The organism is Cellulomonas sp. RIT-PI-Y (assembly GCF_025642745.1).
Classification (GTDB): domain Bacteria; phylum Actinomycetota; class Actinomycetes; order Actinomycetales; family Cellulomonadaceae; genus Cellulomonas.
The window spans coordinates 14,862-38,724 of sequence record NZ_JANZKP010000027.1; the positions used below are offsets into that span (position 1 = coordinate 14,862).

Sequence of the window (23,863 nt, forward strand, 5' to 3'; positions counted from 1 at the left end):
CCATGAGCGACATCCAGCGCACGTTGATCCTGGTCAAGCCGGACGGAGTCCGCCGCGGTCTCGCCGGGGAGGTGCTCCGCCGCATCGAGGCCAAGGGGTACACCCTGGCCGCGGTCGAGCTCCGCACCGCCGACGACGCCCTGCTGGGCGCGCACTACGAGGAGCACCAGGGCAAGCCGTTCTTCCAGCCGCTGGTCGACTTCATGAAGTCCGGTCCGGTGCTGGCCGTGGTGGCCGAGGGTCACCGGGTGATCGAGGGCTTCCGGTCGCTGGCCGGGTCCACCGAGCCGACCGCCGCCGCCCCCGGCACCATCCGTGGCGACCTGGGCCGGGACTGGGGCCTGGCCGTGGTGCAGAACCTGGTGCACGGCTCGGACTCGCCGGAGTCCGCCGAGCGCGAGATCGGGCTCTGGTTCCCGGGGCTCTAAGCCAGCAGCTCCCGCACGTCGTCCGCGGTGAGCGTCGCGGAGAACAGGTCGCCGTCGTCGATCACGGCATCGACCAGCGCGGCCTTGCGGGCCTGCAACGCCAGCACCTTCTCCTCGATGGTGTCCGCGGCGATCAGCCGGTACACCATCACGTTCTTGTCCTGGCCGATCCGGTGGGCCCGGTCGACCGCCTGCTGTTCGGCGGCCGGGTTCCACCACGGGTCCAGCAGGACGACGTAGTCCGCCTCGGTGAGGTTCAGGCCGATCCCGCCCGCCTTGAGGCTGATCAGGAACACCGGGGCGTCCCCGGCGCGGAACTCCTCGATCACCCGGTCCCGGCCGGTGGTGGACCCGTCCAGCCGCGCGAACGGCACCCCGGCGGCGGTCAGCCGGGTGGCGGCCAGGTCCAGGTAGGACGTGAACTGGCTGAACACCAGCGCGCGGTGCCCCTCCGCCACCAGGTCGTCCACCTGTTCCAGCAGCAGGTCGAGCTTGGCCGAGCCGACCCCGGCCTGGTCGGGGTCGATCAGCGCCGGGTCCAGCGCCAGCATCCGCAGCAGGGTGAGCGACCGGTAGACGATGAACCGCTGCCGGTCCAGGTCGTCGATGAGGCCGAACAGCTTCTGCCGTTCGCGTTGCAGGTAGAGGTCGTACAGGTCGCGGTGCGCGGGGGAGAGCTCCACGGTGAGCGTCTGCTCCTGCTTGCCGGGCAGGTCGGCGGCGACCACCTCCTTGGTGCGGCGCAGCAGGAACGGCCGGATCCGGCGCCGCAGCCGGGCCAGACGCTCCTCGCGGGACCGGCCGAGGTCGGTCGGCAGTGACCCCGCACCGCGTCCGGCGGTGACCCCGGTGCGCTCGCCCTCGATCGGCCGGACGTACTGCTCGGCGAAGGCCCGGGCGGAAGGGAACAGCCCCGGGGCGGACAGCGCGAACAGCGCGTGCAGTTCGGTGAGCGAGTTCTCGATCGGGGTGCCGGTGACGGCCAGGGTGAACGGGACGTCCAGGTCCCGCGCGGCGCGGTGCACCTGGGACGCGTGGTTCTTCACCTGTTGTGCCTCGTCCAGGATCAGCCCCGCCCAGTCGACGGCCGCGTAGGCCTCCGCGTCCAGGCGCAGCAGGGCGTAGCTGGTCACCACGATCGACGCGCCGCCGGCGACCGCGGCCACGTCCACCCCGGTCGCCTGGGTGGCGGCGATCCGGCGCACGGTCAGACCCGGTGTGAAGCGGGCGGCCTCGGCGACCCAGTTCGGCGTGACCGAGGTCGGGGCGACCACCAGGAACGGTCCGGCGCCGCCCTGCTCCACGGCGTGCTGCACCAGCGCCAGGCACTGCAGCGTCTTGCCCAGCCCCATGTCGTCCGCCAGGACCCCGCCGAGCCGATGCCGCCAGAGGAACGCCAGCCAGTCGAAGCCCTGCTGCTGGTACGGCCGGAGCTCCGCGCGCAGGCCGGCGGGCGGCGGGGTGGGCCGGGGTGCGTCACCCGCCGCCTCGTCCACCAGCGCCCGCCACTCGACGGCCGGGGTCGCCTGGTCCGCCAGGTCGACGAAGTCCGCCCACAGACTGGTCTGGTGCCGGCTGATCCGCGGGCCGGTGTCCCACTCGCTGAGGTCCCGCGCCTCGGTGATCAGCTCGGTCAGCGTGGCGAGCGCGGGATGGTCCAGCCGCAGGTAGCTGCCGTCGACCAGCAGCAGCTTGCGCCGACCCCGGGCCAGCGCGCGGAACAGCGGGACGAACGGGACGTCCCGGCCGTCCAGGGTGACCGTGACACCCAGGTCGAACCAGTCGTGCTTCTCGGTGGGCAGGGTGGTCACGGTGAGCACCGGGTCGCCGCGCAGCTCGCGGTAGTCCGGCTGCTTCCCGACGGTGTCGATCGCGACGCCGGGCAGCGCGGCGAGCAGCGGCAGGGTCACGGCGACGAACTCGGCGGCCTCGACGTCCCGCAGGGTCACCGGGAGCGGCAGCGGGTCCTCCGCCCACCAGCCCTCGGGCAGCGTCCCGGCCGGGATCAGCGCCCGCGGGTCGGGTGCCGGGGCGTTGCGGGGCCCGGTGCGCCAGGACCAGTGCAGGTCGACGGTGTGCCGCGGGGCGAACCGCACCGTGAGCAGCAGGGTCGGCGGGGCGGGCGGCGGGATCGTCACGGTGCCGTCGGTGGAGCTCAGCTCCAGGTCGCCGGTCAGCAGGTGGTCCAGGCCCTCCGGCGGGACCAGCACCCCGGCCCCCAGCTCCTCGGCCACGCTGTGTCGGCCGTGCGCACCGAGCAGGGCCAGCCGCTGCGGGTCGAGGGCGCTCGGTGCGAGCAGGATCTGGCGCGGGTGGGCGGGGTCGGCGACGTACAGGCCGTGGTCGCCGATCGGGTGCGCGTGCCGGGGGTCGGCGGTCTCACCGTCCACCGTGAGCCGGGCGGCGATCCGGATGCCGCCGGTGACTCGGGTGGCGTCCAGGGTGAGCTCGGCGGCCCGTCCGAGCCGGACCCGCGCGCCGGCGCCGGAGCCGACGAACGCGATCCCGATCCGCTGCGCCTGGTCGAGCAGGTCCCAGAGCACCGGGTTGGCGAACTCGTCCAGGAACACCCAGTCCGGATCGGTGCCGGGCAGGGCGGGCCCGGCGGCGCGGTGCAGGGCGCCGACCTCGCAGAACCATCGGTGCTGCGCGGCGTCCAGGCCCAGCCGGGTGCGTTGGTGCGGGATGTTCGACCAGGTCACGCTGCCGCGGGCCCAGCCGCGCGCGGTCCGCAGCACCGGGCGCACGGCCAGGCGGTACTGGCCGTTGCCCGGCGGGTCGTCCTTGGCCGGCCGACCGCCGACGGTGCGGGAGGTCGGGCCGTTCCAGCGCTCCCGGGTCCGCGGGGTGAGCTCGCGCAGCTCGAACTGCAGACCGGTGTCCGTCGTCGGCCCGGCGGGGGCGGGCGGGCCGGCGGCGACCGAGGCCGCCAGACTGGCGAGCACCTCCTGCCAGCGCTCGGGGGACGGGGTGGACGACACGGCCGCGATCCTGTCACGGCGGGCCGACACCGGTCGCCACTAGGCTGCCCGCGTGCACCTGAAGACGCTCACCCTGCGCGGGTTCAAGTCGTTCGCCTCGGCGACGACGCTGAACTTCGAGCCCGGGGTCACCTGCGTCGTCGGCCCGAACGGCTCCGGCAAGTCGAACGTGGTCGACGCGCTGGCCTGGGTGATGGGCGAACAGGGTGCCAAGTCGCTGCGCGGCGGCAAGATGGAGGACGTCATCTTCGCCGGGACCTCCGGCCGCCCGCCGCTCGGCCGGGCCGAGGTCTCGCTCACCATCGACAACGCCGACGGCGCGCTGCCGATCGAGTACACCGAGGTGACGATCTCCCGGACCCTGTTCCGCAACGGCGGGTCGGAGTACGCCATCAACGGCCGGGCCGCGCGCCTGCTGGACATCCAGGAGCTGCTCTCCGACTCCGGCCTGGGCCGGGAGATGCACGTGATCGTCGGCCAGGGGCAGCTCGACGCCGTGCTGCGGGCCACCCCGGAGGAGCGGCGCGGCTTCATCGAGGAGGCCGCGGGCGTGCTCAAGCACCGCAAGCGCAAGGAGAAGGCTCTCCGCAAGCTCGATGCCATGCAGGCGAACCTGACCCGGCTCACCGACCTGACCGCCGAGCTGCGTCGCCAGCTCGGTCCCCTGGGGCGGCAGGCCGAGGTGGCCCGCAAGGCCCAGCTGGTGCAGGCCGACCTCCGGGACGCCCGGGCGCGGCTGCTGGCCGACGACCTGGCCCAGCTCACCGCAGGGCTGGAGCAGGACATCGCCGACGAGTCCGCCCTGCTCGCCCGCAAGGCCGCCGCCGACCAGGCGTTGAACGCGGCCCGGGACCGGCTGACCACCCTGGAGCGTGAGGCTGCCGAGGCCGCCCCCGCGCTGGGGGAGGCCGCGGACCTCTGGTACCGGCTGTCCGCCCTGCGGGAGCGGCTGCGCGGCACCGCGTCGCTGGCCGCCGACCGGGCCCGTCTGCTCGGGTCCGCGGCACCCGAGCGCACGGACGGCCGGGATCCGGAGGAACTGGAGCGCCAGGCCGAGCGGGCCCGGACGGCCGAGGCCGAGCTCGCCCAGGAGGTCGCCGCCGCCCAGGAGGGACTGAACCGCGCCCAGGCCGCCCGCCAGCAGGCCGAGCAGGCCGCGCAGGAGGCGGAACGCGCGCTGGCCGCCGTGCTGCGCGGAGCCGCCGACCGCCGCGAGGGACTGGCCCGGCTCGCCGGTCAGGTCGGTGCCCGGCGCAGTCGGCTGGAGGCCACCGAGTCCGAGCTCGGCCGGCTGCACCAGACGCTGGCCGAGGCCGAGAGGCGGGGGCACGAGGCCACGGTCGAGTTCACCGCGCTGGAGACCCAGGTCGCCGGGGTCGAGGAGGGCGAGGAGGGGCTGGACGCCGAGCACGAGGCCGCCGCCGACGTCCTGGAACAGGCCGGCACGCGGGTCCGTGACCTCACCGAGCAGCTCGCCGCCGCCGAGCAGCGCCGCACCGCGTGGCTGTCCCGGATCGAGACGCTGGAGCTGAGCCTCACCCGCAAGGACGGGGCCGGTGCCCTGCTCGCCGCCGACGGCCTCACCGGCGTGATCGGGTCGCTGGCCGCGCTGATCGCGGTCGCCGCCGAGGACGAGGAGGCGATCGTCGCCGCTCTGGGCGCCTCGGCGGACGCGATCGCGGTGCAGTCGGTGGGCGCGGCGGTGGACGCGATCCGGTTCCTGCGCGAGCAGGACGCGGGCCGGGCCGGGCTGGTGGTCGCCGGGGACGTCGACGGCGACGACCCCGATCAGGGGGCCGCACCGGCCGCCGGACGCTGGGCGCTGGACCTGGTCCGGTCGCCCGCGCAGATCCGGCCCGCGGTCCGACGGCTGCTGGCCGGGGTGCTCGTGGTCGACGACCTGGTCGCCGCCCGGGCCGTGGTCACCGAGCGGCCCGACCTGGTGGTCGCCACCCGCACCGGCGACGTGCTGGCCGAGCACCGGGCGCACGGCGGGTCCGCCGCCGCGCCGAGCGCGCTGCACCTGCAGTCCGCCCTGGACGAGGCCCGGACCGGCGCGGAGCGGGACGCCGCCCTCGCCGAGCAGGCCCGATTCGCGCTGGTCGGCGCCCACGAGGCCGAGACGGCCGCGCGGGAGGCCTACGAGGAGACCCTGGACCGGCTGAACGAGTCCGACGCCGCCCTGGCCGCGGTGGCCGAGCAGCTGGGCCATCTCGGTGCCACCGCGCGGGCCGCCGCCGCGGAGGCCGACCGGGTGCGTGCCACCCTGGACGCCGCCGAGCGCACGCTGGCCGAGGGGCAGACCGAACTCGCCGAGCTCACCGCCCGGCTCGCCGCCGCCGAGGCCGAGCCGGAGGACACCGAGGCCGCGATCCAGCAGCGCTCCGGTGAGCGGGACGTGCTGGCCGCGCGCGCCACCGAGGCGCGGGCCCAGGAGACCGAGGCCCGCCTCACCCTGCGGACCAGCGAGGAACGGGCACGTGCCCTGTCCGGCCGGGCCGAGTCGCTGGACCGGGCCGCCCGTGCCGAACGCGAGGCCCGGGAGCGCGCCGCCCGCCGGGAGCAGCAGCGTGCCCGGCAGTCCGCCACCGCCACCGCGGTCGCGCTCGGCGCCGCCCAGGTGCTGTCCGCGGTCGAGCACGCCCTGCAGCGTGCCGCCGACGCGCGCGAGGCCGCGGAGGCGGCCCGGACCGAGCGGGAGACGCAGCTCGCCGCGGTGCGCACGGAGGTCGACGAGCGCCAGGGCGAACTGGCCCGGCTCACCGACGCCGCCCACCGGGACGAGATGGCCCGGGCGGAGCTGCGGATGCGGATCGAGACCCTGCAGAACCGTTCGATCGAGGAACTGGGCATCGACCCTGCGGACCTGGTCGAGGAGTACGGCCCGCACCGGCTGGTGCCGGTCCTGGCGGAGGACGGCACGGCGGTCGACGGCGAGACCCTGCCCTTCGTGCGCGAGCAGCAGGAGAAGCGCCTGACCGCCGCCGAGCGCGCGCTGGCCCGGCTCGGCAAGGTCAACCCGCTCGCGCTGGAGGAGTTCGCGGCACTGGAGGAACGGCACAAGTTCCTGGTCGAGCAGCTCGCCGACCTGAAGAAGTCCCGCTCCGACCTGCTGCAGATCGTGCAGGACATCGACGACCGGGTGGAGCAGGTGTTCGCCGACGCGTACCGGGACACCGCGGCCCAGTTCGACCTGGTGTTCCCGCGGCTGTTCCCCGGCGGCGAGGGCCGCCTGGTGCTCACCGACCCGTCGGACATGCTCACCACCGGCATCGAGGTCGAGGCTCGTCCGGCGGGCAAGAAGGTCAAGCGCCTCTCGCTGCTCTCCGGCGGTGAGCGCTCGCTGACCGCCGTGGCGCTGCTGGTGTCGATCTTCAAGGCCCGGCCGAGCCCGTTCTACGTGATGGACGAGGTCGAGGCCGCCCTGGACGACATGAACCTGGGGCGCCTGCTGGAGATCTTCCGCGAGCTGCAGGAGGACTCCCAGCTGATCGTCGTCACCCACCAGAAGCGCACGATGGAGATCGCCGACGCGCTCTACGGCGTCACCATGCGCGGCGACGGCGTCACCACCGTGATCAGCCAGCGACTGGCCGCCGAGACCGCCTGAATCGCCCGAACTGTGAAGATGTGGTGGCAGTTCGCACCGGGTCCTCGATCCGCGCCGGGCGGATCGTCCGCGGCGGCGGAGAATGGTGGCATGGGCGCGTACGTGGTGGGGGTTCTGCTGGCACTGGCGGCCGCGGCGGCGGTGATGGTCGTCGCGAGCCGCGGCAGTGACGAGCGCACCGGCTGGCGCACCTTCCTGGCCGACTTCCGGGCCGGCTGGCGCGACCGGAAGAACGACGAGCCCGAGCCCGAGCCGGTGGACGTGCGCTTCGACGAGCTGTTCGCCACCGAGTCCCGGCCCGGCGACGACTACCTGCACCTGGACGAGTTCGCCGAGATGATCGAGCGCACCGGTGACCGCGCCGAGCGGATCTGGCACCGGGAGAGCGACGGCGAGTCCCCGGAGCGGGGGCCGTGGACCCTGCACCCGCGCGGTCACCGCGGCGGACCCCGGCGGACCGGCGGCACGGACCACCCGGCGAGCGACACCGCGAAGGGCGCCGCACCCCGCCGGACGAGCATCTCCTCGCAGCACTGAGCCCCACCGCCTGACAGACTGACCCGCGTGGACCACTCCGACCTGCTCACTCTGCTCTACGTCGCCGTTCCCGCCCTGGTGGTGATCGCCGGCGGTGGCACGCTGATCGCCCGTCGTCGTCGCGGCGAGGACACCACGACCGTCGAGCCTCCGGCCACCCCGGCGGACCTCGAGGCGCCCGAGGCACCGGCCGCGGACGACGTGGCGGTCGAGACCCCGCCCACGCCCACTGTCGAGACACCCGCACCGGCCGCGGGGCGGTTGGCCCGGCTGCGCGACCGGCTCGCCCGGTCGGGGTCGCCGCTGGGGGCGCGGATGCTGCAGGTGCTGTCCCGGGATCACCTGACCGAGGACGACTGGGACGAGCTGGAGGAGACCCTGCTGCTCGCCGACGTGGGCGCCGGCCCGTCCGCCGAGCTCGTCGACGCGCTGCGGACCCAGGCCCGGGTGCAGGGACTCAAGGACCCGGCGCAGGTCCGCGGTCTGCTCCGCGCGCAGCTGCTCGCCCTGGTCGACCCCACGCTGGACCGCACGCTGGCCACCGCGCCCGGGTCGACCGAGGACGGTGGCCGGACGCCCGCCGTGGTGATGGTGGTCGGGGTGAACGGCACCGGCAAGACCACCACGGTCGGCAAGCTGGCGCGGGTGCTGGTCGCCGAGGGCTCGACCGTGCTGCTGGGCGCGGCGGACACGTTCCGAGCCGCGGCCGCCGACCAGCTGGAGACCTGGGGCTCCCGGGTCGGCATCCGCACGGTGCGCTCGGACAAGGACGGCGCGGACCCCGCGTCGGTGGCCTTCGAGGCGGTGGCCGCGGGCATCGACGAGGGAGTGGACGTGGTGCTGGTCGACACCGCGGGCCGGTTGCAGAACAAGGCCGGGCTGATGGACGAGCTGGGCAAGATCACCCGGGTCATCACCCGGCGGGCGCCGCTGTCCGAGGTGCTGCTGGTCCTGGACGCCACCACCGGGCAGAACGGCCTGAACCAGGCCCGGGTGTTCGCGGAGGTCGCCGGGGTGACCGGCATCGTGCTGACCAAGCTGGACGGGACCGCCAAGGGCGGCATCGTGGTGGCGGTGCAGCGCGAGCTCGGCGTCCCGGTCAAGCTGGTGGGCCTGGGCGAGGGGCCGGACGACCTGGCACCCTTCGACGCCGACGAGTTCGTGGACGGCATTCTGGGCTGAACGGGGTGCCCGCAACGGAACGTTTACCCGCGGGGTGCTTCCGTCACACGCCTGTAACACCACCGGCCCGAAGCGGAAATCGCGTCACTCCACGCTGGTCCCCGACCGGCCGCCCGGCTGGCGAGGGGAGAGGCGTTCCACATGGACCTGGACACCGGAGCGACAGCCTGGATGCTGATGTCAGCATCGCTGGTGCTGCTCATGACGCCTGGCTTGGCGTTCTTCTACGGGGGCATGGTGCGCGGCAAGTCCGTGCTCAACATGATGATGATGTCCTTCATCGCCATTGGCGCGGTGGTGGTCGTCTACGTGCTGTACGGCTGGTCGATGTCCTACGGCGCGGACGTGGGTGGCTTCTTCGGCAACCCGTTCGACCAGTTCGGCCTGAACGGCACGATCTGGAACGACGACGGCAGCTACGCCATCGACGCGTTCGGCGTGCCGGTGATCGTCGGGGTGGCCTTCCAGGTGACCTTCGCGATCATCACGGTCGCGCTGATCTCCGGTGCGATCGCCGACCGCGTGAAGTTCGGCACCTGGGTGGTCTTCGTCGTCCTGTGGGTGACCGTCAGCTACTTCCCGCTGGCCCACATGGTCTGGGGCGGTGGCCTGCTCTCCGGGGCGGAGAACGGCGTCGCGGCCAAGATCTTCGGGGTGACGGACGGTGCGGCCACGGTCGCCCCGATCGACTTCGCCGGTGGCACCGTGGTGCACATCAACGCCGGTATCGCCGGTCTGGTGCTGGCCCTGATCATCGGTAAGCGCAAGGGCTTCGGCCGGGAGCCGATGCGGCCGCACAACCTGCCGTTCGTGATGCTGGGCGCGGCCCTGCTGTGGTTCGGCTGGTTCGGCTTCAACGCGGGCTCGGCGTTCACCGCCGACGGCAACGCCGGCCTGGCCTGGGTGAACACCACGGCCGCCACCGCCGCCGCGATGATCGGCTGGCTGGTCACGGAGAAGGTCCGTGACGGGCACGCCACCAGCCTGGGCGCCGCCTCGGGTATCGTCGCCGGCCTGGTCGCGATCACCCCGGCCGCCGGTGCGCTGCGCCCCGTCACCTCCATCGTGCTGGGTGTCGTCGCCGGTGTGCTCTGCGCCCTGGCCGTCGGCCTGAAGTACAAGTTCGGCTACGACGACTCGCTCGACGTGGTGGGCGTCCACCTGGTCGGTGGTCTGGTCGGCACCATCGGCATCGGCTTCCTGGCCGCCGAGGGCGGACTGTTCTTCGGTGACGGTGCCAAGCTCCTGGTGGTCCAGATCGTCATCGCCCTGCTGGCCCTGATCTTCTCCGGACTGGTCACCGCGGTGATCGGGTACATCCTGAAGGTCACCCTGGGCTGGCGGGTCAGCGAGGAGGCCGAGGTCGGCGGGATCGACCTGGCGGTGCACGGTGAGACCGCGTACGAGACGCTGGGCGGAGCCCGCGTGGTGACGGAGGTGAAGTGATGACGAAGCTCGTGTCGGCTGTCATCCAGCCGCATCGGCTGGACGACGTGAAGTCCGCCCTGGAAGCAGCCGGTGTCCGCGGCCTGACCGTGAGCGAGGCCAGCGGCTACGGCCGCCAGCGCGGTCACACCGAGGTCTACCGCGGCGCCGAGTACACCGTGGACCTGGTGCCCAAGGTCAAGATCGACGTCCTGGTCCGGGACGAGGATGCGGCCGAGGTGACCGAGGTCCTGATCAAGGCGGCGCAGACCGGCAAGATCGGCGACGGCAAGGTCTGGGTGATCCCGGTCGAGGACGTCGCACGGGTCCGTACCGGTGAGCACGGACCGGACGCCCTGTGACGGACGTCGCGTGACGACCGGCGAGGTCCCGCACCCCCCGACGGTGGGGGTGCGGGACCTCTCCGCTGCCCGGTACGCGCTCGCGCGGCGGCTGCCCGAGGGCGGTGCGCGTCGCCGGGCGATGTCCGACCTGGTGCTCGGGGCCCTGGTCGAGCTGTGGGCCGAGGCGACCGCGGGGGAGGAGACCCCGGGGATCGGGCTCGGCGTGGTGGGCTCGGTGGGTCGGGGCGACGCCAGCCCGGCCTCCGACCTGGACCTGCTGCTGGTGCACGACGGGCGTGGGCACTCCGCCGCGGAGCTGTCCGCGCTGGCCGACAAGCTCTGGTACCCGATCTGGGACGCCGGGCTGGACCTCGACCACTCGGTGCGCTCGCTCGCCCAGTGCCGCCAGGTCGCCAGCCGGGATCTGCCCGCCGCGGTCGGGCTGCTCGACCTGCAACCGGTGGCCGGCGACCCGGGGATCGTGCACCGGGCCAAGTCCGCGCTGCTGGCCGACTGGCGGTCGGCCGCCCGGCGACGACTGCCCGAGCTGCTGGCCTCCACCCGGCAGCGTGCCGACCGCCACGGTGAGCTCGCCTATCTGATCGAGCCGGATCTCAAGGAGTCGCGGGGCGGCATCCGGGACGCCGTCGTGCTGACCGCACTGGCCGCCACCTGGCTCACCGACCGGCCGCACGGCGCGGTGGACGCCGCGCACGCGCACCTGCTGGACGTCCGGGACGCGGTGCAGACGGTCACCGGGCGGCACACCAACCGGCTGCTGTCCGCCGACCAGGACGAGGTCGCCGAGCTGCTCGGGGTGGGCGACCGGGACGATCTGCTCGCCGGGCTCGCCGAGGCCGGCCGGGTGATCTCGTACGCACTGGACTCCACCGCGCGCAACGCCCGCCAGGCGCTGCACCGTCCGGCCCGCAAGCCGGTGCTGGTCCGCGGACGCCGGGCCGCGCCGCGGTTGCGGACGGTGGCCGAGGGCCTGGTCGAGCACGACGGGGAGCTGGTGCTGGCCGCCGACGCCCAGCCCGAGCACGACCCGGTGCTCGCCCTGCGGGCCGCCGCCACCGCCGCCCGCACCGGACTGACCCTGTCGCCGATCAGCGTCGCGAGCCTGACCCGGACCCCGCCGCTGCCCGAGCCGTGGCCGAAGGCGGCCCGCACGCTGCTGGTCCAGCTGCTCGCCACCGGCCCGGCGCAGGTGCCGGTCTGGGAGGCGCTCGACCTGGCCGGGGTGGTCACCACCTGGATCCCGGAGTGGGCCGGCATCCGGAACCGGCCGCAGCGCTCGCCGATCCACCGGCACACCGTGGACCGACACTGCGTGGAGTGCGCCGCCACGGCCGCGGGTCTGCGCAAGGACGTCGACCGCGGCGACCTGTTGCTGGTCACCGCGTTGTTGCACGACATCGGCAAGCGGGCCGGTGGCGGGGACCACTCCGTGACCGGTGCCCGGCTGGCCGGACCGATCGCCGCCCGGATGGGCTTCACCTCACCCGAGGCGGCCGATGTCGCTCTGCTGGTCCGCGAGCACCTGACCCTGTCCGAGCTGGCCACGACGGCCGACCCCGAGGACCCGGCCACGGTGGACCGGCTGCTGACCGCCGTCGACCACCGGCTCGATCTGCTCCGGCTGCTGCGTGCGCTGACCGAGGCGGACGCAGGTTCCGCGGGCCCGACCGCGTGGACCGCGTGGCGGGCGCGGCTGGTCGACGATCTGGTGGCCCGCGCTGCGGGTACGCTGGAGCGTCCCTGATCTTGAGAGATAGAGGATCGCGCGGTGTTCGCCAGCCTGTCCGACCGACTGACGTCGACGTTCAAGAACCTGCGCACGAAGGGCCGGTTGTCCGAGGCGGACATCGACGCCACCGTGCGCGAGATCCGTCGTGCCCTGCTGGACGCGGATGTCGCCGTGCCCGTGGTGCGCACCTTCACCGGGGCGGTCCGGGAGCGGGCGCTGTCCTCGGAGGTCTCCGGCGCGCTGAACCCGGCGCAGCAGGTCGTCAAGATCGTCAACGACGAGCTGGTCTCGATCCTCGGCGGCCAGAACCGCCCGCTGAACCTGGCGAAGAACCCGCCGACGGTCATCCTGCTCGCGGGTCTGCAGGGCGCCGGTAAGACCACGCTGGCGGGCAAGCTCGCCCTGCACCTCAAGGGTCAGGGCCACACCCCGCTGCTGGTGGCCGCCGACCTGCAGCGGCCGAACGCGGTCACCCAGCTCCAGGTCGTCGCCGAGCGCGCCGGGGTGCCGGTGTTCGCCCCGCACCCGGGCAACCAGGGCGCCGAGGACGATATCGTGGTCGGCGCCGACCCGGTCGCGGTCGCCCGGGAGGGTCTGGCCACCGCCACCGCCCGTCAGCACGACGTGCTGATCGTGGACACCGCGGGCCGCCTGGGTGTGGACCAGCTGCTCATGCAGCAGGCCGCGGACATCCGCGACGCGGTGAACCCGGACGAGATCCTGTTCGTGATCGACGCGATGATCGGTCAGGACGCGGTGACCACCGCCCAGGCCTTCGCCGACGGCGTCGGCTTCACCGGTGTGGTGCTGTCCAAGCTGGACGGCGACGCCCGCGGTGGCGCGGCTCTGTCGGTCGCCTCGGTGACCGGACGCCCGATCCTGTTCGCCTCCACCGGTGAGAAGCTCACCGACTTCGAGGTCTTCCACCCGGACCGGATGGCGTCGCGCATCCTCGACATGGGTGACGTGCTCACCCTGATCGAGCAGGCGGAGAAGGCCTTCGACGCCGAGCAGGCCGAGGAGATGGCCGGCAAGCTCGCCTCCGGCGAGGGCTTCACGCTCCAGGACTTCCTGCAGCAGATGCAGCAGCTCAAGAACATGGGCTCGATGAAGAAGATGCTCGGCATGCTCCCCGGGATGGGGCAGATGCGCGAGGCCATCGACAACTTCGACGAGCGCGAGGTCGACCGGGTCGAGGCGATCATCCGGTCGATGACCCCGGCCGAGCGGATCAACCCCAAGATCATCAACGGTTCCCGCCGGTCCCGGATCGCCCAGGGCTCCGGCGTCCAGGTCTCCGAGGTCAACGGGATGCTGGAGCGGTTCGAGGCCGCGCAGAAGATGATGAAGCAGATGTCCCGCGGCGGCGGCATGCCGATGCCGGGGATGGGCATGCTCCCCGGCTCCGGCAAGAAGTCGCGCGGCAAGGGTCAGGCTCCCCGCAAGGCGAAGGGCAAGTCCGGCAACCCCGCCAAGCGCGCCCAGCAGGAACAGGCCGCCGCGGACCGTGCCGCCGGGATCGCGCCGCCCGCCCCGCAGGGGTTGGCGTTCGGGATGGGTGCCGCGCCGCAGCAGGACGACCCGAGCTCGATCGAGATCCCCGAGGGTCTGGACAGGTTCTTCGGCGGTCGCTGACATGACCGCGCTGCACCTGCGGGGCCCGGTGGTCGTCGACGACGAGCACGTGGCGCCGCAGGCGTGGGTGGTCGGCGGCCGGATCACCTTCGACCGGCCGGCCCGGGTGGCGGCGTCGATCGACGGCTGGGTGCTGCCCGGCCTGGTCGACGTGCACTGCCACATCGGTCTCGGCCCGCACGGCGAGGTCGACCGCGCCACCGCGCAGTCCCAGGCGGTGGCCGACCGCGACGCCGGGGTGCTGCTGATCCGGGACGCCGGGTCGCCGGCCGACACCCGGTGGGTCGACGAGCGGGACGACCTGCCGCGACTGATCCGGGCCGGGCGGCATCTGGCCCGGCCCAAGCGCTACCTGCGGCACTACGGCCGGGAGCTGCCGGAGGCCGCGGACCTGCCCGCCGCGGTGGCCCAGGAGGCGGCGCGGGGCGACGGGTGGGTCAAGCTGGTCGCGGACTGGATCGACCGGGACCTCGGTGCGGCGGGCGACCTGCGACCGCTCTGGCCCGACGACGTGCTGGCCGACGCGGTCCGGGTCGCGCACGGCCTCGGCGCCCGGGTCACCGCGCACACCTTCGCCACCGAGCCGCTGGACGGCCTGCTGGACGCCGGGATCGACTGCCTGGAGCACGCGACCGGTGCCGATCCCGGGCAGATCGACCGGATCGCCGCCGCGGGCGTCCCGGTGACGGCGACGCTGCTCCAGGTCGCCCAGTTCGGGGCCATCGCCGACCGGGCCGACCGGTTCCCGGTCTACGCCGCGCGGATGCGCTGGATGCACGAGCGCCGGTACACCCAGGTCCGGGACCTGTTCGACGCCGGGGTGCCACTGCTGCTCGGCACCGACGCGGGCGGCACGATCGCCCACGGCCGGATCGCCGACGAGGCCGCGGAGCTGCTCGTCGCGGGCATCCCGGACCCGGAGGTGGTGGCCGCCGCGAGCTGGCGCACCCGGGCATGGCTGGGCGCCCCCGGGCTGGGCGAGGGGGCGCCCGCCGACCTGGTGGTGTACCCCGGCGACCCGCGTCGGGACGCCCGGCTGCTGGCCGACCCGCGGGCTGTGCTGCTGCGCGGTGAACGCGTCGCCTGACCGGGGTTGGGAGCACTCGCCTCCGTCTGGCACAATGGCCTGCTGTACTCGGCGCGCGCGGACCCTCTACCCGCTCGATGCTGTGACACACAGGTGGGACCTTCCCCCGCATGCCCCACGTGCGGACCGGTCCGCACCGCCCCACATCAACAGGAGAGACCACCTCGTGGCCACCAAGATTCGCCTGAAGCGCCTCGGCAAGATCCGTGCGCCGTACTACCGCATCGTCGTCGCGGACTCCCGCACCAAGCGTGACGGCCGCGCGATCGAGGAGATCGGCAAGTACCACCCCACCGAGGAGCCCTCGCTGATCGAGATCTCCTCCGAGCGTGCGCAGTACTGGCTCGGTGTCGGCGCGCAGCCGACCGAGCAGGTCCTGGCCCTGCTCAAGGTGACCGGCGACTGGCAGAAGTTCAAGGGCCTCCCGGGCGCCGAGGGCACCCTGCGGGTCAAGGGCGCTGCCGAGGACGTGCAGGCCACCGTCGCCGCGGTCGCCGCCGACGCCGAGAAGGCCAAGGCCAAGGCTGCCGAGAAGAAGACCGCCGCCCCCGCCGAGGAGGCTGCTGAGACCGAGGCCCCGGCCGAGGACGAGCAGGCCTGATGCTCGCCGACGCGCTCGAGCACCTGGTCCGCGGGATCGTCGACCATCCGGACGACGTGCGGGTGGACTCCCGCGCGCTGCGCCGGGGCGACCTGCTCGAGGTCCGGGTCCACCCCGAGGACCTCGGCCGCGTGATCGGGCGTGGCGGTCGGACGGCGCGTGCCCTGCGCACGGTCGTCGGCGCGCTGTCCACGGACGGCCCGGTCCGGGTCGACGTCGTGGACGTCGCCCGCCGCTGAGCGCACTGCTGTGACAGGCCCGGTCCCCGCCGCTGGTGGGGACCGGGCCTGTGCCATGTCGAGAACGAGGAGCACCCCATGCAGCTGACCGTCGCCCGGATCGGTCGCGCCCACGGACTGCGCGGCGAGGTCGCCCTCGACGTGCGCACCGACGACCCCGGGGCCCGGTTCGCGGTCGGGACGGTCCTGTCCACCGATCCCGCCGAACGTGGCCCGCTCACCATCACCCGGGTGCGCACCCAGCAGGACCGCTGGTTCGTGCAGTTCGCCGAGGCGGCCGACCGGACCGCCGCCGAGGGCCTGCGCGGCGTGACCCTGGTGGTCGAGGCCGCCGACGGCGAGGAGGACGACGCCTGGTACCCGCACGAGCTGGCCGGGCTGCGCGCCGAGCACGTCGACGGCCGGGTGCTGGGCGAGATCACCGGGCTGGAGCACCTGCCGGCCCAGGACGTCCTGGTGCTGCGCGAGACCGACGGCAGCCGGACCCTGGTGCCCTTCGTCCGGGCGATCGTCCCGGTGGTGGACGTGCCCGGCGGCCGGGTCGTGATCGACCCGCCCGGCGGGCTGCTGGCCTCGGACCAGGAGAACCTGGTGATCAGCGAGGAGACCGAGGGCGCATGAGGATCGACGTCGTCACGATCTTCCCGGACTACCTGTCGCCGCTGACCCTGTCGCTGGTCGGCAAGGCGCGCACCGCCGGGATCCTGGACCTGCGGGTGCACGACCTGCGCGACTGGACCGCCGACCGGCACCGGACCGTGGACGACACGCCCTTCGGCGGCGGGGCCGGGATGGTCATGCGCCCGGACATCTGGGGCGCGGCCCTGGACGAGCTGCTGGCCGAGGGCTCGCACCTGCTGCTGCCCACGCCCTCGGGCGCTCCGCTGACCCAGCGGCAGGCCGAGACGCTGGCCGCCGGGGACGAGCACCTGGTGATCGCCTGCGGCCGGTACGAGGGGATCGACGCCCGGGTCGCCGAGCACTACGCCCGGCGCGGGGTGCGGGTCAGCGAGTACTCGATCGGCGACTACGTCCTCAACGGGGGAGAGGTCGCCGCCCTGGTGCTGATCGAGGCCGTGGTGCGCCTGCTGCCCGGGGTGGTCGGCAACCCGCACTCGCTGGTCGAGGAGTCGCACGGCGAGGCCGGTCTGCTGGAGTACCCGGTCTACACCAAGCCCCCGGTCTGGCAGGACGCCGAGGTGCCGGAGGTGCTGCTGTCCGGCCACCACGGCAAGGTGGAGCGCTGGCGCCGGGACCAGGCGCTGGCCCGCACCGCCGAGCGACGGCCGGATCTGCTGCGCCGACTGGACCCGTCGGCGCTGGACCGGAAGGACCGCGCGACGCTCACCGAGCTCGGCTGGGCGATCGGCCCGGACGGGCCGTTTCCGCAGTCGACGCCGGGTGTGGCAGACTAGTGCGCTGGTGCGCGTAGGTCGCGTCTCTGCCACAGGGGAGACGAGCACGACCGCGCTGCTTCACGGCAGGGCCGCGCACCGCATCGATGCCCACTTCCGGCCCGATCCGTGGATCGGTGCCGACGATGACGCGCGTGACCTGTGGCACGGCGGGAAAGTGAAACGAGATGTCCCACCTGCTCGACAGTGTCGACGCGGCCTCGCTGCGCACCGACATCCCGGAGTTCCGTGCCGGTGACACCCTCAAGGTGAACGTGAAGGTCGTGGAGGGCAACCGCTCCCGCGTCCAGCTGTTCCAGGGTGTCGTGATCGCCCGTCAGGGCGACGGCGTGCGCGAGACCTTCACCGTCCGCAAGGTCTCCTTCGGGGTCGGCGTGGAGCGGACCTTCCCGGTGCACTCCCCGTCGCTGGAGTCCATCGAGGTCTTCACCCGCGGTGACGTGCGTCGCGCGAAGCTGTACTACCTGCGCAACCTGCGCGGCAAGAAGGCGAAGATCAAGGAGAAGCGCGACACCCCGGCCAAGAAGGCCTGAGTCGCAGCATCCCGCACGAGGGCGGTCACCGGTTCCGGTGGCCGCCCTCGTGGCATAGTGTCCGGGTGACGCACCTGGATGCCAGCAGCGGGGACGAGCCTGTTCCCACCTCCACCACCCGCCGGCAGCCCCGCGGTCCGCGCCATCCCGTGCTCGGCTTCCTGCGCGAGGTCGCGATCATCCTGGTCAGCGCGATCGTGCTCTCCTGGGTGGTCAAGACCTTCCTGGCCCAGGCGTTCTTCATCCCGAGCGCCTCCATGCACGACACCCTGCTCGAGGGCGACCGGGTGCTGGTGAGCAAGCTGGTCCCCGGCCCGTTGGACGTGCACCGTGGCGACATCGTGGTCTTCGCCGACCCGGGCGGCTGGCTCCCGGCGGACGAGCAGACCGGCACCAACGCGGTGCAAGACGTGCTGATCACGATCGGCCTGATGCCGCAGCAGTCCGAGGACCACCTGATCAAGCGCGTGATCGGCCTGCCCGGCGACCACGTGTCGGCCGCCGGTGACGGCACCCCGATCGAGGTGAACGGCGTCGCGATCGACGAGACGTCCTACCTGGCGCCCGGCGCCAGCCCGAGCGAGATCGCCTTCGACATCACGGTGCCGGAGAACTCGCTGTGGGTGATGGGCGACAACCGGCAGCACTCCGCCGACTCGCGGTGGCACATGGGCGACGCCGGCGGTGGCGCGATCCCGATGGACAACGTGGTCGGCACCGCGTTCGTCAAGCTCTGGCCGCTCGACCGGATCGGGCTGCTGCGCAACCCCGGGGACGTCTTCGCCGACGTGCCCGACCCGTCATGACCGAGACCCTGACCCGATCCCGCACGACGGCGCCGTCGCTGCGGATCGAGCGCCGGCTGCTCCGGGACGGCGCGACCGCGCTGGCCTGCCTGGACGAGGTCGGCCGTGGTGCGCTCTGCGGTCCGGTGACCATCGGCGTGGTGGTGGTGACCGCCGACGCCAAGCCGGCCCCGGTCGGCGTGCGCGACTCCAAGCTGCTCAGCCCCAAGGCCCGGACGGCCCTGGTGCCCCGGATCCAGCGCTGGGCGGCCGCCTGGGGCGTCGGGCACGCCAGTCCGGCGGAGATCGACGACTACGGCATCATCGCGGCGCTCCGGCTCGCGGGTCAGCGCGCGCTGGACGGGCTGGCGATCACGCCGGACGCGGTGCTGCTGGACGGCAATCACGACTACCTGTCCCCGCCGGTGCAGGGCACCCTGTTCGACGACGGGCCCGTGCTGCCCGAGCCGGTCTGCCCGGTGCCGCCGGTCACCACGATGGTCAAGGCGGACATGACGTGCGCCGCGGTCGCCGCCGCCAGCGTGCTGGCCAAGACCACCCGGGACGCGATGCTGCTGGAGCTGGCGGCCGAGTTCCCGGAGTACGGCTGGCAGGAGAACAAGGGCTACGCCTCGGCCGAGCACGTGGCCGCGCTGCGCCGCCTGGGCCCGACCGCGCACCACCGGCGGTCCTGGCGGCTGCCCGGGGTGGATCTGCCGCCGACGCTCTGATCGTCCGGTGCGAATCCTGGTCCCGGATGAGCGATGATGGTCCGCGTGAGTGCCGAGGATCTGGAGAACTACGAGACCGAGATGGAACTCGCGCTCTACCGCGAGTACCGGGACGCGGTCGGGCTGTTCTCGTACGTGGTCGAGACCGAACGTCGCTTCTACCTGGCGAACCATGTCGACCTGCAGGTGCGCTCCGCCGCCGGTGAGGTCTACTTCGAGCTGACCCTGGCCGACGCCTGGGTCTGGGACGTCTACCGTTCCGCGCGGTTCGTGAAGTCGGTGCGCGTGGTGACGTTCAAGGACGTCAACGTCGAGGAGCTGGTGAAGGCCGACCTCGACCTGGGCGGGGACAGCGGCTTCGGCCGATGATCGTCCGGCGTCCGACTGTCCACAGTCCGGCGCCCCCCGCGGTGGTCCCCAGCCGCGCCTGACCGTCCTCGACCCGCCGGGCCGACCCCGCGCACCCTCCTGGCAGGAGGTGGCGCGATGGACAGGCAGCGGATCGGGCGGCGCGGGGAGGACCTGGCCGCACGGTGGATCACCGACCGTGGCTGGCAGGTGATCGACCGGAACTGGCGGTGTCCGGCCGGGGAGATCGACCTGGTCGCCCGGGACCGGGACCACCTGATCGTGATCGAGGTGAAGACCCGGACCGGGACCGGCTGCGGCCATCCGGCCGAGGCGGTGACCGCGACCAAGCTGCACCGGTTGCGCCGGCTCGCCGCGCACTGGCTCGCCGTCCACGACCTGCACCCGGCGTCGGTCCGGGTCGACGTGCTCGCGGTCCTGATGCCGCCCGGCGGTGCGCCGCGGATCGAGTGGCTGGCGGGGGAGCGGTGACCGCGCTCGGCCGGACCCTGGCGGTGGGGCTGCTCGGGATGTCCGCCCGCGTGGTCGAGGTCGAGGCCCATCTGGCCAGCGCCCTGCCCGCGTTCGTGCTGGTGGGGCTGCCCGACGCCTCCCTGGCCGAGGCGAAGGTCCGGGTCCGTGCCGCGGTCGCCTGCACCGGGCTCGCCTGGCCGCCGCGCCGCGTCACGGTGAACCTCTCCCCGGCGGCGCTGCCCAAGCACGGACCGGGCTTCGACCTGGCGATCGCGGTGGCGGTGCTCGGCGCGACCGGGCAGCTCGACCCGGAGCGGGCCCGGGACACGGTGCACCTGGGGGAGCTCGGTCTGGACGGCCGGCTGCGCCCGGTGCGCGGCGTGCTCCCCGCGGTCGCGGAGGCGGTCGCCCAGGGCCGCACGCGGGTGGTGGTGCCGGCCGCGGACGTCCCGGAGGCGGAGCTGGTGCCCGGGGCCGGGGTGATCGGCTGCGCCACCCTGGCGGAGGTGGTCGCCCTGCACGGCGGTGAGGTGGACGCCACGCCGACGACCCCGGTGCCCGCTCCCCGCACGTCCACCGCCTCGGCGGCCCCGGGCGGCGATCTGGCCGAGGTGCTCGGGCAGCCGGCCGCGAGGCATGCGGTCGAGGTCGCCGCCGCGGGTGGGCACCACCTGCTGCTCACCGGTCCACCCGGCGCGGGCAAGACCATGCTCGCGTCCCGGCTGCCCGGCCTGCTGCCCGACCTGACCGAGCCCGAGGCGGTCGAGGTCAGTGCCGTGCACTCGGTCGCGGGCAGCTTCGACCCCTCCGGCGGCCTGCTGCGTCGACCGCCCTACGAGGACCCGCACCACACGGCCAGCGCCGTGGCGATCGTCGGCGGGGGCTCCGGGTGGCCGCATCCCGGAGCGGCGTCCCGCGCGCACCGGGGCGTGCTGTTCCTGGACGAGGCCCCCGAGTTCAGCGGCCGGGTGCTGCAGACCCTGCGCCAACCCCTGGAACACGGGCAGCTGGTGATCAGCCGGGCGGCCGGCGCCGCGCGGTTCCCGGCCCGGTTCCAGCTCGTGCTCGCCGCCAACCCGTGCCCGTGCGGTCGGGCCACCGGCAAGGGACTGGACTGCTCCTGCACGCCGCAGGCCCGGCGCCGCTACCTGGCCCGACTGGACGGCCCGCTGCTGGACCGGGTGGACCTCCAGGTCGAGGTGCCCGCGGTTCGGCACCTCACCGGTGAGCGGCCGGGGGAGAGCACCGCCACCGTCGCGGCCCGGGTCGCCGCCGCCCGGACCGCGCAGGCGCTGCGCTGGGCGGACGACCCGTGGCGGACGAACGCCGAGGTCCCCGGTGCCCGGCTGCGCGCGCTGCTGCGACCCGATCCCGGGCTGACGGCGGACCTGCACCGCGCTCTCGACGCGGGACGGCTGACCCTGCGGGGTGCCGACCGGGTGCTGCGGATCGCCTGGACCCTGGCGGACCTGGCCGGGGCGGCCGCACCGAGCCGCGAGGACGTCGGCCGTGCGCTGTTGCTCCGCACCCGGGGAGCGAGGCCGTGAATACCCGTCGGGACGAGGATCCGGAGCTGCTCGCCCGGATCGCCTGGAGCCTGTGCGCCGAGCCCGGTGATCCTGCCGCCGTGGCAGTGGTGGCAGCGCTCGGGGCGGTGGAGGCGTGGCGGTGGTTGCTGGACGTCCGCGAGCTCACCCCCACGGCGGCAGCGCGGTCGTTGCGATCCCGGGTGCGGGAGCGCGACGGGTCCGCTCCCGGCGACGGGTCCACCGGGTGCCGGCGGGAGGACGGGGACGCCGACGAGCCCGAGCGGGCGGCCCTCGACGACCACGGCCGGGCGCTGCGCTCCATCGCGCGGGCGCTCGGACGCTGGCTGCCGCGGGTGGACGCGGATCCCCGCGCCGTGCTGGGGGCGGCGCGCCGGATCGGCGCGGTGCCGCTGATCCCCGGTCGCCCCGGCTGGCCGGATCGGCTGGCGGACCTCGGGCCGACCGCACCGCTGTGTCTGTGGGTGCGTGGTGACCCCGGGCTGGACGTCCTGGTGGAACGGTCGGTCGCGTTGGTGGGCGCCCGGGCCGCGAGCGAGTACGGCGAGCTGGTCACCGGTGACCTGGCCGGTGGGTTGGCCGGGACGGGCGTGTGCGTCCTGTCCGGTGGCGCGTACGGCATCGACGCTGCGGCGCACCGGGGCGTGGTGGCGGTGCGCACGGGTGCGCCGACCGTGGCCCTGCTCGCGGGCGGACCGGACCGGCTCAGCCCCGCGGGCAACGCCGATCTCCTGCGCCGGGTGATCGATCAGGGTGGGGCGGTGGTGGCCGAGAGCCCACCCGGACGACCGCCGAGCCGGTCGCGGTTCCTGCTCCGGAACCGGCTGATCGCGGCGTTGACCGGCGCCACCGTGGTGGTGGAGGCGGGATGGCGCTCCGGGGCGTTGAGCACCGCCCATCACGCGGGCGAGCTGCTGCGTCCGGTGGGTGCCGTGCCGGGACCGGTGACCTCTCCCGCCTCGGCGGGGTGCCATCGGTTGCTGCGGTCCGGGGCGGCGGTCTGCGTCACCGAGGTGGCCGACGTGCTGGAGCTGCTGGGCCCCGCGACGACGACGGCGGCGGCGGACGATGCGCCGCACGGGGTGGACGGGACGCCGGTCGGCGGTGCCGGTGACGCGCCGGGGCGAGCCGACCACGTTCCGGGTGCTGTGGCGGGAGGGACCCTGGGAGTTCCTGCCCCGGCGTGGTCCCGCGCGGGCGGGGAGACGGAGCCGCACAGCCGGCGGGCGCGGGTGCTGGACGCGCTGGGCCGACATCCCGCGGGGGTGTCGACCGTCGCCGCCCGGGCGGGTCTGGCGGTCGCGGAGGTGGAGGCGGAGCTGGGGCTGCTGGAGCTCGGCGGACTGGCGCGACGGACCCGGGAGGGGAGGTGGTCGCGCGAGCGAGTCGGCTGACCTCGCGGCGGTTCAGCCGAGGCCGCGCGGGCTGATGTGGCGCCGGCTCAGCCGAGTTCGCGCCGGCTGACCTCGCGCCGGTTCAACCGACCTCGTCTCGGCTCAACCGACCTTGCGTCGGCTCAGCTCGTCCTCGAACGCGGTGATCGCCGCTCCGTCGCCGCCCTCGTGCGCGAACCGGATCCAGCGGTCGTTGCTGCGGCAGTGCCCGAGGCCCACGTCGCCGAAGGAGTCGAGCAGCACGGCCGGGTTCCACGCCGCGCGGCGGGTCGGCCGGTGACCGAGGTCGGCGAGCGCGCGGTTGATCGGCCAGGTGCTGGCGTCCTGATCGGTGGTGGGGTTGTCCACGTCGGACCAGATCAGCCGGCCGTCGCGGTGGAACCAGGCGCTCTGCATCCCGGTCCCGCCGAAGAAGTCCGCCTCGATCCGGGCCACGGTCAGACCGTCGAGCAGGCTCTCGCCGGGGGACAGGTCGACCAGGTCCACGTCGTCGGGGGCGAGGACCATCGCGACGCCGCCGCGCAGCGGGACCAGGGTCGACCGGGGCGCGCGGGCGTGCAGTTCTCGCGCAGCGGGAGCGAGCGCGATGAAGGCGTCGAGTTCGTAGGCCATGGGGTCCTTCCGGGCTGCACCGAGGGGATCCGGAGGGTTGCGGTGCCGACCGGTCTGCGGGGCGCGAGCACCGGCACCCACGCGGGGACGAGAGTAGTCATGTCGTGGGGGTGCCTCGTCCGGGCCGAAGGGCCTAGAGCATCGGTCGTTGACCCGCCGGACCTGAACCCCCGCACCGGATGACCACCCGTTCAGCCGCGACACC

Annotated in this window: 22 protein-coding genes; 20 read left to right on the forward strand and 2 right to left on the reverse strand. The window is 74.0% G+C overall.

Annotated features, from left to right (window positions below; genetic code table 11):
• The first annotated feature begins 2 nt into the window (after nt 1–2).
• On the forward strand, nt 3–428 hold the full coding sequence (ndk, locus tag OGL89_RS10070; RefSeq protein WP_263119930.1) for a nucleoside-diphosphate kinase: 426 nt from the start codon (nt 3–5) through the stop codon (nt 426–428).
• Here ndk and OGL89_RS17185 read toward each other — a convergent pair.
• Nucleotides 425–3,409, reverse strand: coding sequence for a DEAD/DEAH box helicase (locus OGL89_RS17185; RefSeq protein WP_263119931.1), 2,985 nt, complete (start codon nt 3,407–3,409; stop codon nt 425–427). The two genes, ndk and OGL89_RS17185, sit on opposite strands and share 4 nt — an antisense overlap.
• Nucleotides 3,410–3,461: 52 nt before the next feature.
• Here OGL89_RS17185 and smc point away from each other — a divergent pair, with 52 nt between their 5' ends.
• From smc to OGL89_RS10170, 19 genes are all read left to right on the forward strand, one after another.
• Complete coding sequence (smc, locus tag OGL89_RS10080) at nt 3,462–7,019, forward strand: chromosome segregation protein SMC (RefSeq protein WP_263119932.1); 3,558 nt, start codon at nt 3,462–3,464, stop codon at nt 7,017–7,019.
• A gap of 90 nt (nt 7,020–7,109) precedes the next feature.
• Entirely contained in the window at nt 7,110–7,556 is a 447-nt protein-coding gene (locus OGL89_RS10085; RefSeq protein ID WP_263119933.1) for a hypothetical protein, read from the forward strand.
• A gap of 27 nt (nt 7,557–7,583) precedes the next feature.
• Complete coding sequence (ftsY, locus tag OGL89_RS10090) at nt 7,584–8,738, forward strand: signal recognition particle-docking protein FtsY (protein ID WP_263119934.1); 1,155 nt, start codon at nt 7,584–7,586, stop codon at nt 8,736–8,738.
• A 141-nt stretch (nt 8,739–8,879) separates the two neighbouring features.
• The gene (locus tag OGL89_RS10095; protein WP_263119935.1) at nt 8,880–10,184 is read left to right on the forward strand and encodes an ammonium transporter; all 1,305 of its coding nucleotides are present in this window, start codon (nt 8,880–8,882) and stop codon (nt 10,182–10,184) included.
• Nucleotides 10,184–10,525 carry a P-II family nitrogen regulator gene (locus tag OGL89_RS10100; RefSeq protein WP_263119936.1) on the forward strand — a complete coding sequence of 114 codons (342 nt, stop codon included), beginning with the start codon at nt 10,184–10,186 and terminating at the stop codon, nt 10,523–10,525. The genes OGL89_RS10095 and OGL89_RS10100 overlap by 1 nt, the downstream gene beginning before the upstream one ends.
• A gap of 10 nt (nt 10,526–10,535) precedes the next feature.
• Nucleotides 10,536–12,272: a [protein-PII] uridylyltransferase gene (locus OGL89_RS10105; protein ID WP_263119937.1), complete on the forward strand. Its 1,737-nt coding sequence runs from the start codon at nt 10,536–10,538 to the stop codon at nt 12,270–12,272.
• A 24-nt stretch (nt 12,273–12,296) separates the two neighbouring features.
• Nucleotides 12,297–13,892 (forward strand): signal recognition particle protein, encoded by a 1,596-nt coding sequence (ffh, locus tag OGL89_RS10110; protein ID WP_263119938.1) that lies wholly within the window; start codon nt 12,297–12,299, stop codon nt 13,890–13,892.
• Between the two features lies 1 nt (nt 13,893).
• Entirely contained in the window at nt 13,894–14,979 is a 1,086-nt protein-coding gene (locus OGL89_RS10115) for an amidohydrolase family protein (RefSeq protein ID WP_263119939.1), read from the forward strand.
• Between the two features lie 166 nt (nt 14,980–15,145).
• A complete protein-coding gene (rpsP, locus tag OGL89_RS10120) occupies nt 15,146–15,580 on the forward strand; it encodes a 30S ribosomal protein S16 (RefSeq protein ID WP_263119940.1) in 435 nt (144 codons plus the stop codon).
• Entirely contained in the window at nt 15,580–15,819 is a 240-nt protein-coding gene (locus tag OGL89_RS10125; protein WP_263119941.1) for an RNA-binding protein, read from the forward strand. The genes rpsP and OGL89_RS10125 overlap by 1 nt, the downstream gene beginning before the upstream one ends.
• A gap of 78 nt (nt 15,820–15,897) precedes the next feature.
• Complete coding sequence (rimM, locus tag OGL89_RS10130) at nt 15,898–16,440, forward strand: ribosome maturation factor RimM (RefSeq protein WP_263119942.1); 543 nt, start codon at nt 15,898–15,900, stop codon at nt 16,438–16,440.
• The gene (gene trmD, locus OGL89_RS10135; RefSeq protein WP_263119943.1) at nt 16,437–17,234 is read left to right on the forward strand and encodes a tRNA (guanosine(37)-N1)-methyltransferase TrmD; all 798 of its coding nucleotides are present in this window, start codon (nt 16,437–16,439) and stop codon (nt 17,232–17,234) included. The genes rimM and trmD overlap by 4 nt, the downstream gene beginning before the upstream one ends.
• Nucleotides 17,235–17,401: 167 nt before the next feature.
• Nucleotides 17,402–17,767 (forward strand): 50S ribosomal protein L19, encoded by a 366-nt coding sequence (rplS, locus tag OGL89_RS10140; protein ID WP_263119944.1) that lies wholly within the window; start codon nt 17,402–17,404, stop codon nt 17,765–17,767.
• Nucleotides 17,768–17,832: 65 nt separating this feature from the next.
• Entirely contained in the window at nt 17,833–18,573 is a 741-nt protein-coding gene (gene lepB, locus OGL89_RS10145) for a signal peptidase I (RefSeq protein ID WP_263119945.1), read from the forward strand.
• Nucleotides 18,570–19,283 (forward strand): ribonuclease HII, encoded by a 714-nt coding sequence (locus OGL89_RS10150; protein ID WP_263119946.1) that lies wholly within the window; start codon nt 18,570–18,572, stop codon nt 19,281–19,283. The genes lepB and OGL89_RS10150 overlap by 4 nt, the downstream gene beginning before the upstream one ends.
• A gap of 45 nt (nt 19,284–19,328) precedes the next feature.
• Nucleotides 19,329–19,652 carry a DUF2469 domain-containing protein gene (locus OGL89_RS10155; protein ID WP_263119947.1) on the forward strand — a complete coding sequence of 108 codons (324 nt, stop codon included), beginning with the start codon at nt 19,329–19,331 and terminating at the stop codon, nt 19,650–19,652.
• Nucleotides 19,653–19,769: 117 nt separating this feature from the next.
• The gene (locus tag OGL89_RS10160) at nt 19,770–20,123 is read left to right on the forward strand and encodes a YraN family protein (protein WP_263119948.1); all 354 of its coding nucleotides are present in this window, start codon (nt 19,770–19,772) and stop codon (nt 20,121–20,123) included.
• 38 nt (nt 20,124–20,161) lie between these two features.
• The gene (locus OGL89_RS10165; RefSeq protein ID WP_263119957.1) at nt 20,162–21,652 is read left to right on the forward strand and encodes a YifB family Mg chelatase-like AAA ATPase; all 1,491 of its coding nucleotides are present in this window, start codon (nt 20,162–20,164) and stop codon (nt 21,650–21,652) included.
• Entirely contained in the window at nt 21,649–23,046 is a 1,398-nt protein-coding gene (locus OGL89_RS10170) for a DNA-processing protein DprA (RefSeq protein WP_263119949.1), read from the forward strand. Before OGL89_RS10165 ends, OGL89_RS10170 begins: the two co-directional genes overlap by 4 nt.
• 102 nt (nt 23,047–23,148) lie before the next feature.
• On the opposite strand, the gene OGL89_RS10175 is transcribed toward OGL89_RS10170, so the two are convergent.
• Nucleotides 23,149–23,658, reverse strand: coding sequence for a hypothetical protein (locus OGL89_RS10175; protein WP_263119950.1), 510 nt, complete (start codon nt 23,656–23,658; stop codon nt 23,149–23,151).
• Nucleotides 23,659–23,863: the final 205 nt, after the last annotated feature.

Coding starts and splice junctions, on each gene's coding strand:
- OGL89_RS10085 (WP_263119933.1), top strand. CDS start 7,110: ATGGGCGCGTACGTGGTGGGGGTTCTGCTGGCACTGGCGGCCGCGGCG.
- OGL89_RS10165 (WP_263119957.1), top strand. CDS start 20,162: ATGTCCGCCCGCGTGGTCGAGGTCGAGGCCCATCTGGCCAGCGCCCTG.
- rimM (WP_263119942.1), top strand. CDS start 15,898: ATGCAGCTGACCGTCGCCCGGATCGGTCGCGCCCACGGACTGCGCGGC.
- rplS (WP_263119944.1), top strand. CDS start 17,402: ATGTCCCACCTGCTCGACAGTGTCGACGCGGCCTCGCTGCGCACCGAC.
- OGL89_RS10115 (WP_263119939.1), top strand. CDS start 13,894: ATGACCGCGCTGCACCTGCGGGGCCCGGTGGTCGTCGACGACGAGCAC.
- OGL89_RS10100 (WP_263119936.1), top strand. CDS start 10,184: ATGACGAAGCTCGTGTCGGCTGTCATCCAGCCGCATCGGCTGGACGAC.
- OGL89_RS10125 (WP_263119941.1), top strand. CDS start 15,580: ATGCTCGCCGACGCGCTCGAGCACCTGGTCCGCGGGATCGTCGACCAT.
- OGL89_RS10095 (WP_263119935.1), top strand. CDS start 8,880: ATGGACCTGGACACCGGAGCGACAGCCTGGATGCTGATGTCAGCATCG.
- OGL89_RS10175 (WP_263119950.1), bottom strand. CDS start 23,658: ATGGCCTACGAACTCGACGCCTTCATCGCGCTCGCTCCCGCTGCGCGA.
- OGL89_RS10150 (WP_263119946.1), top strand. CDS start 18,570: ATGACCGAGACCCTGACCCGATCCCGCACGACGGCGCCGTCGCTGCGG.
- trmD (WP_263119943.1), top strand. CDS start 16,437: ATGAGGATCGACGTCGTCACGATCTTCCCGGACTACCTGTCGCCGCTG.
- ndk (WP_263119930.1), top strand. CDS start 3: ATGAGCGACATCCAGCGCACGTTGATCCTGGTCAAGCCGGACGGAGTC.
- OGL89_RS10160 (WP_263119948.1), top strand. CDS start 19,770: ATGGACAGGCAGCGGATCGGGCGGCGCGGGGAGGACCTGGCCGCACGG.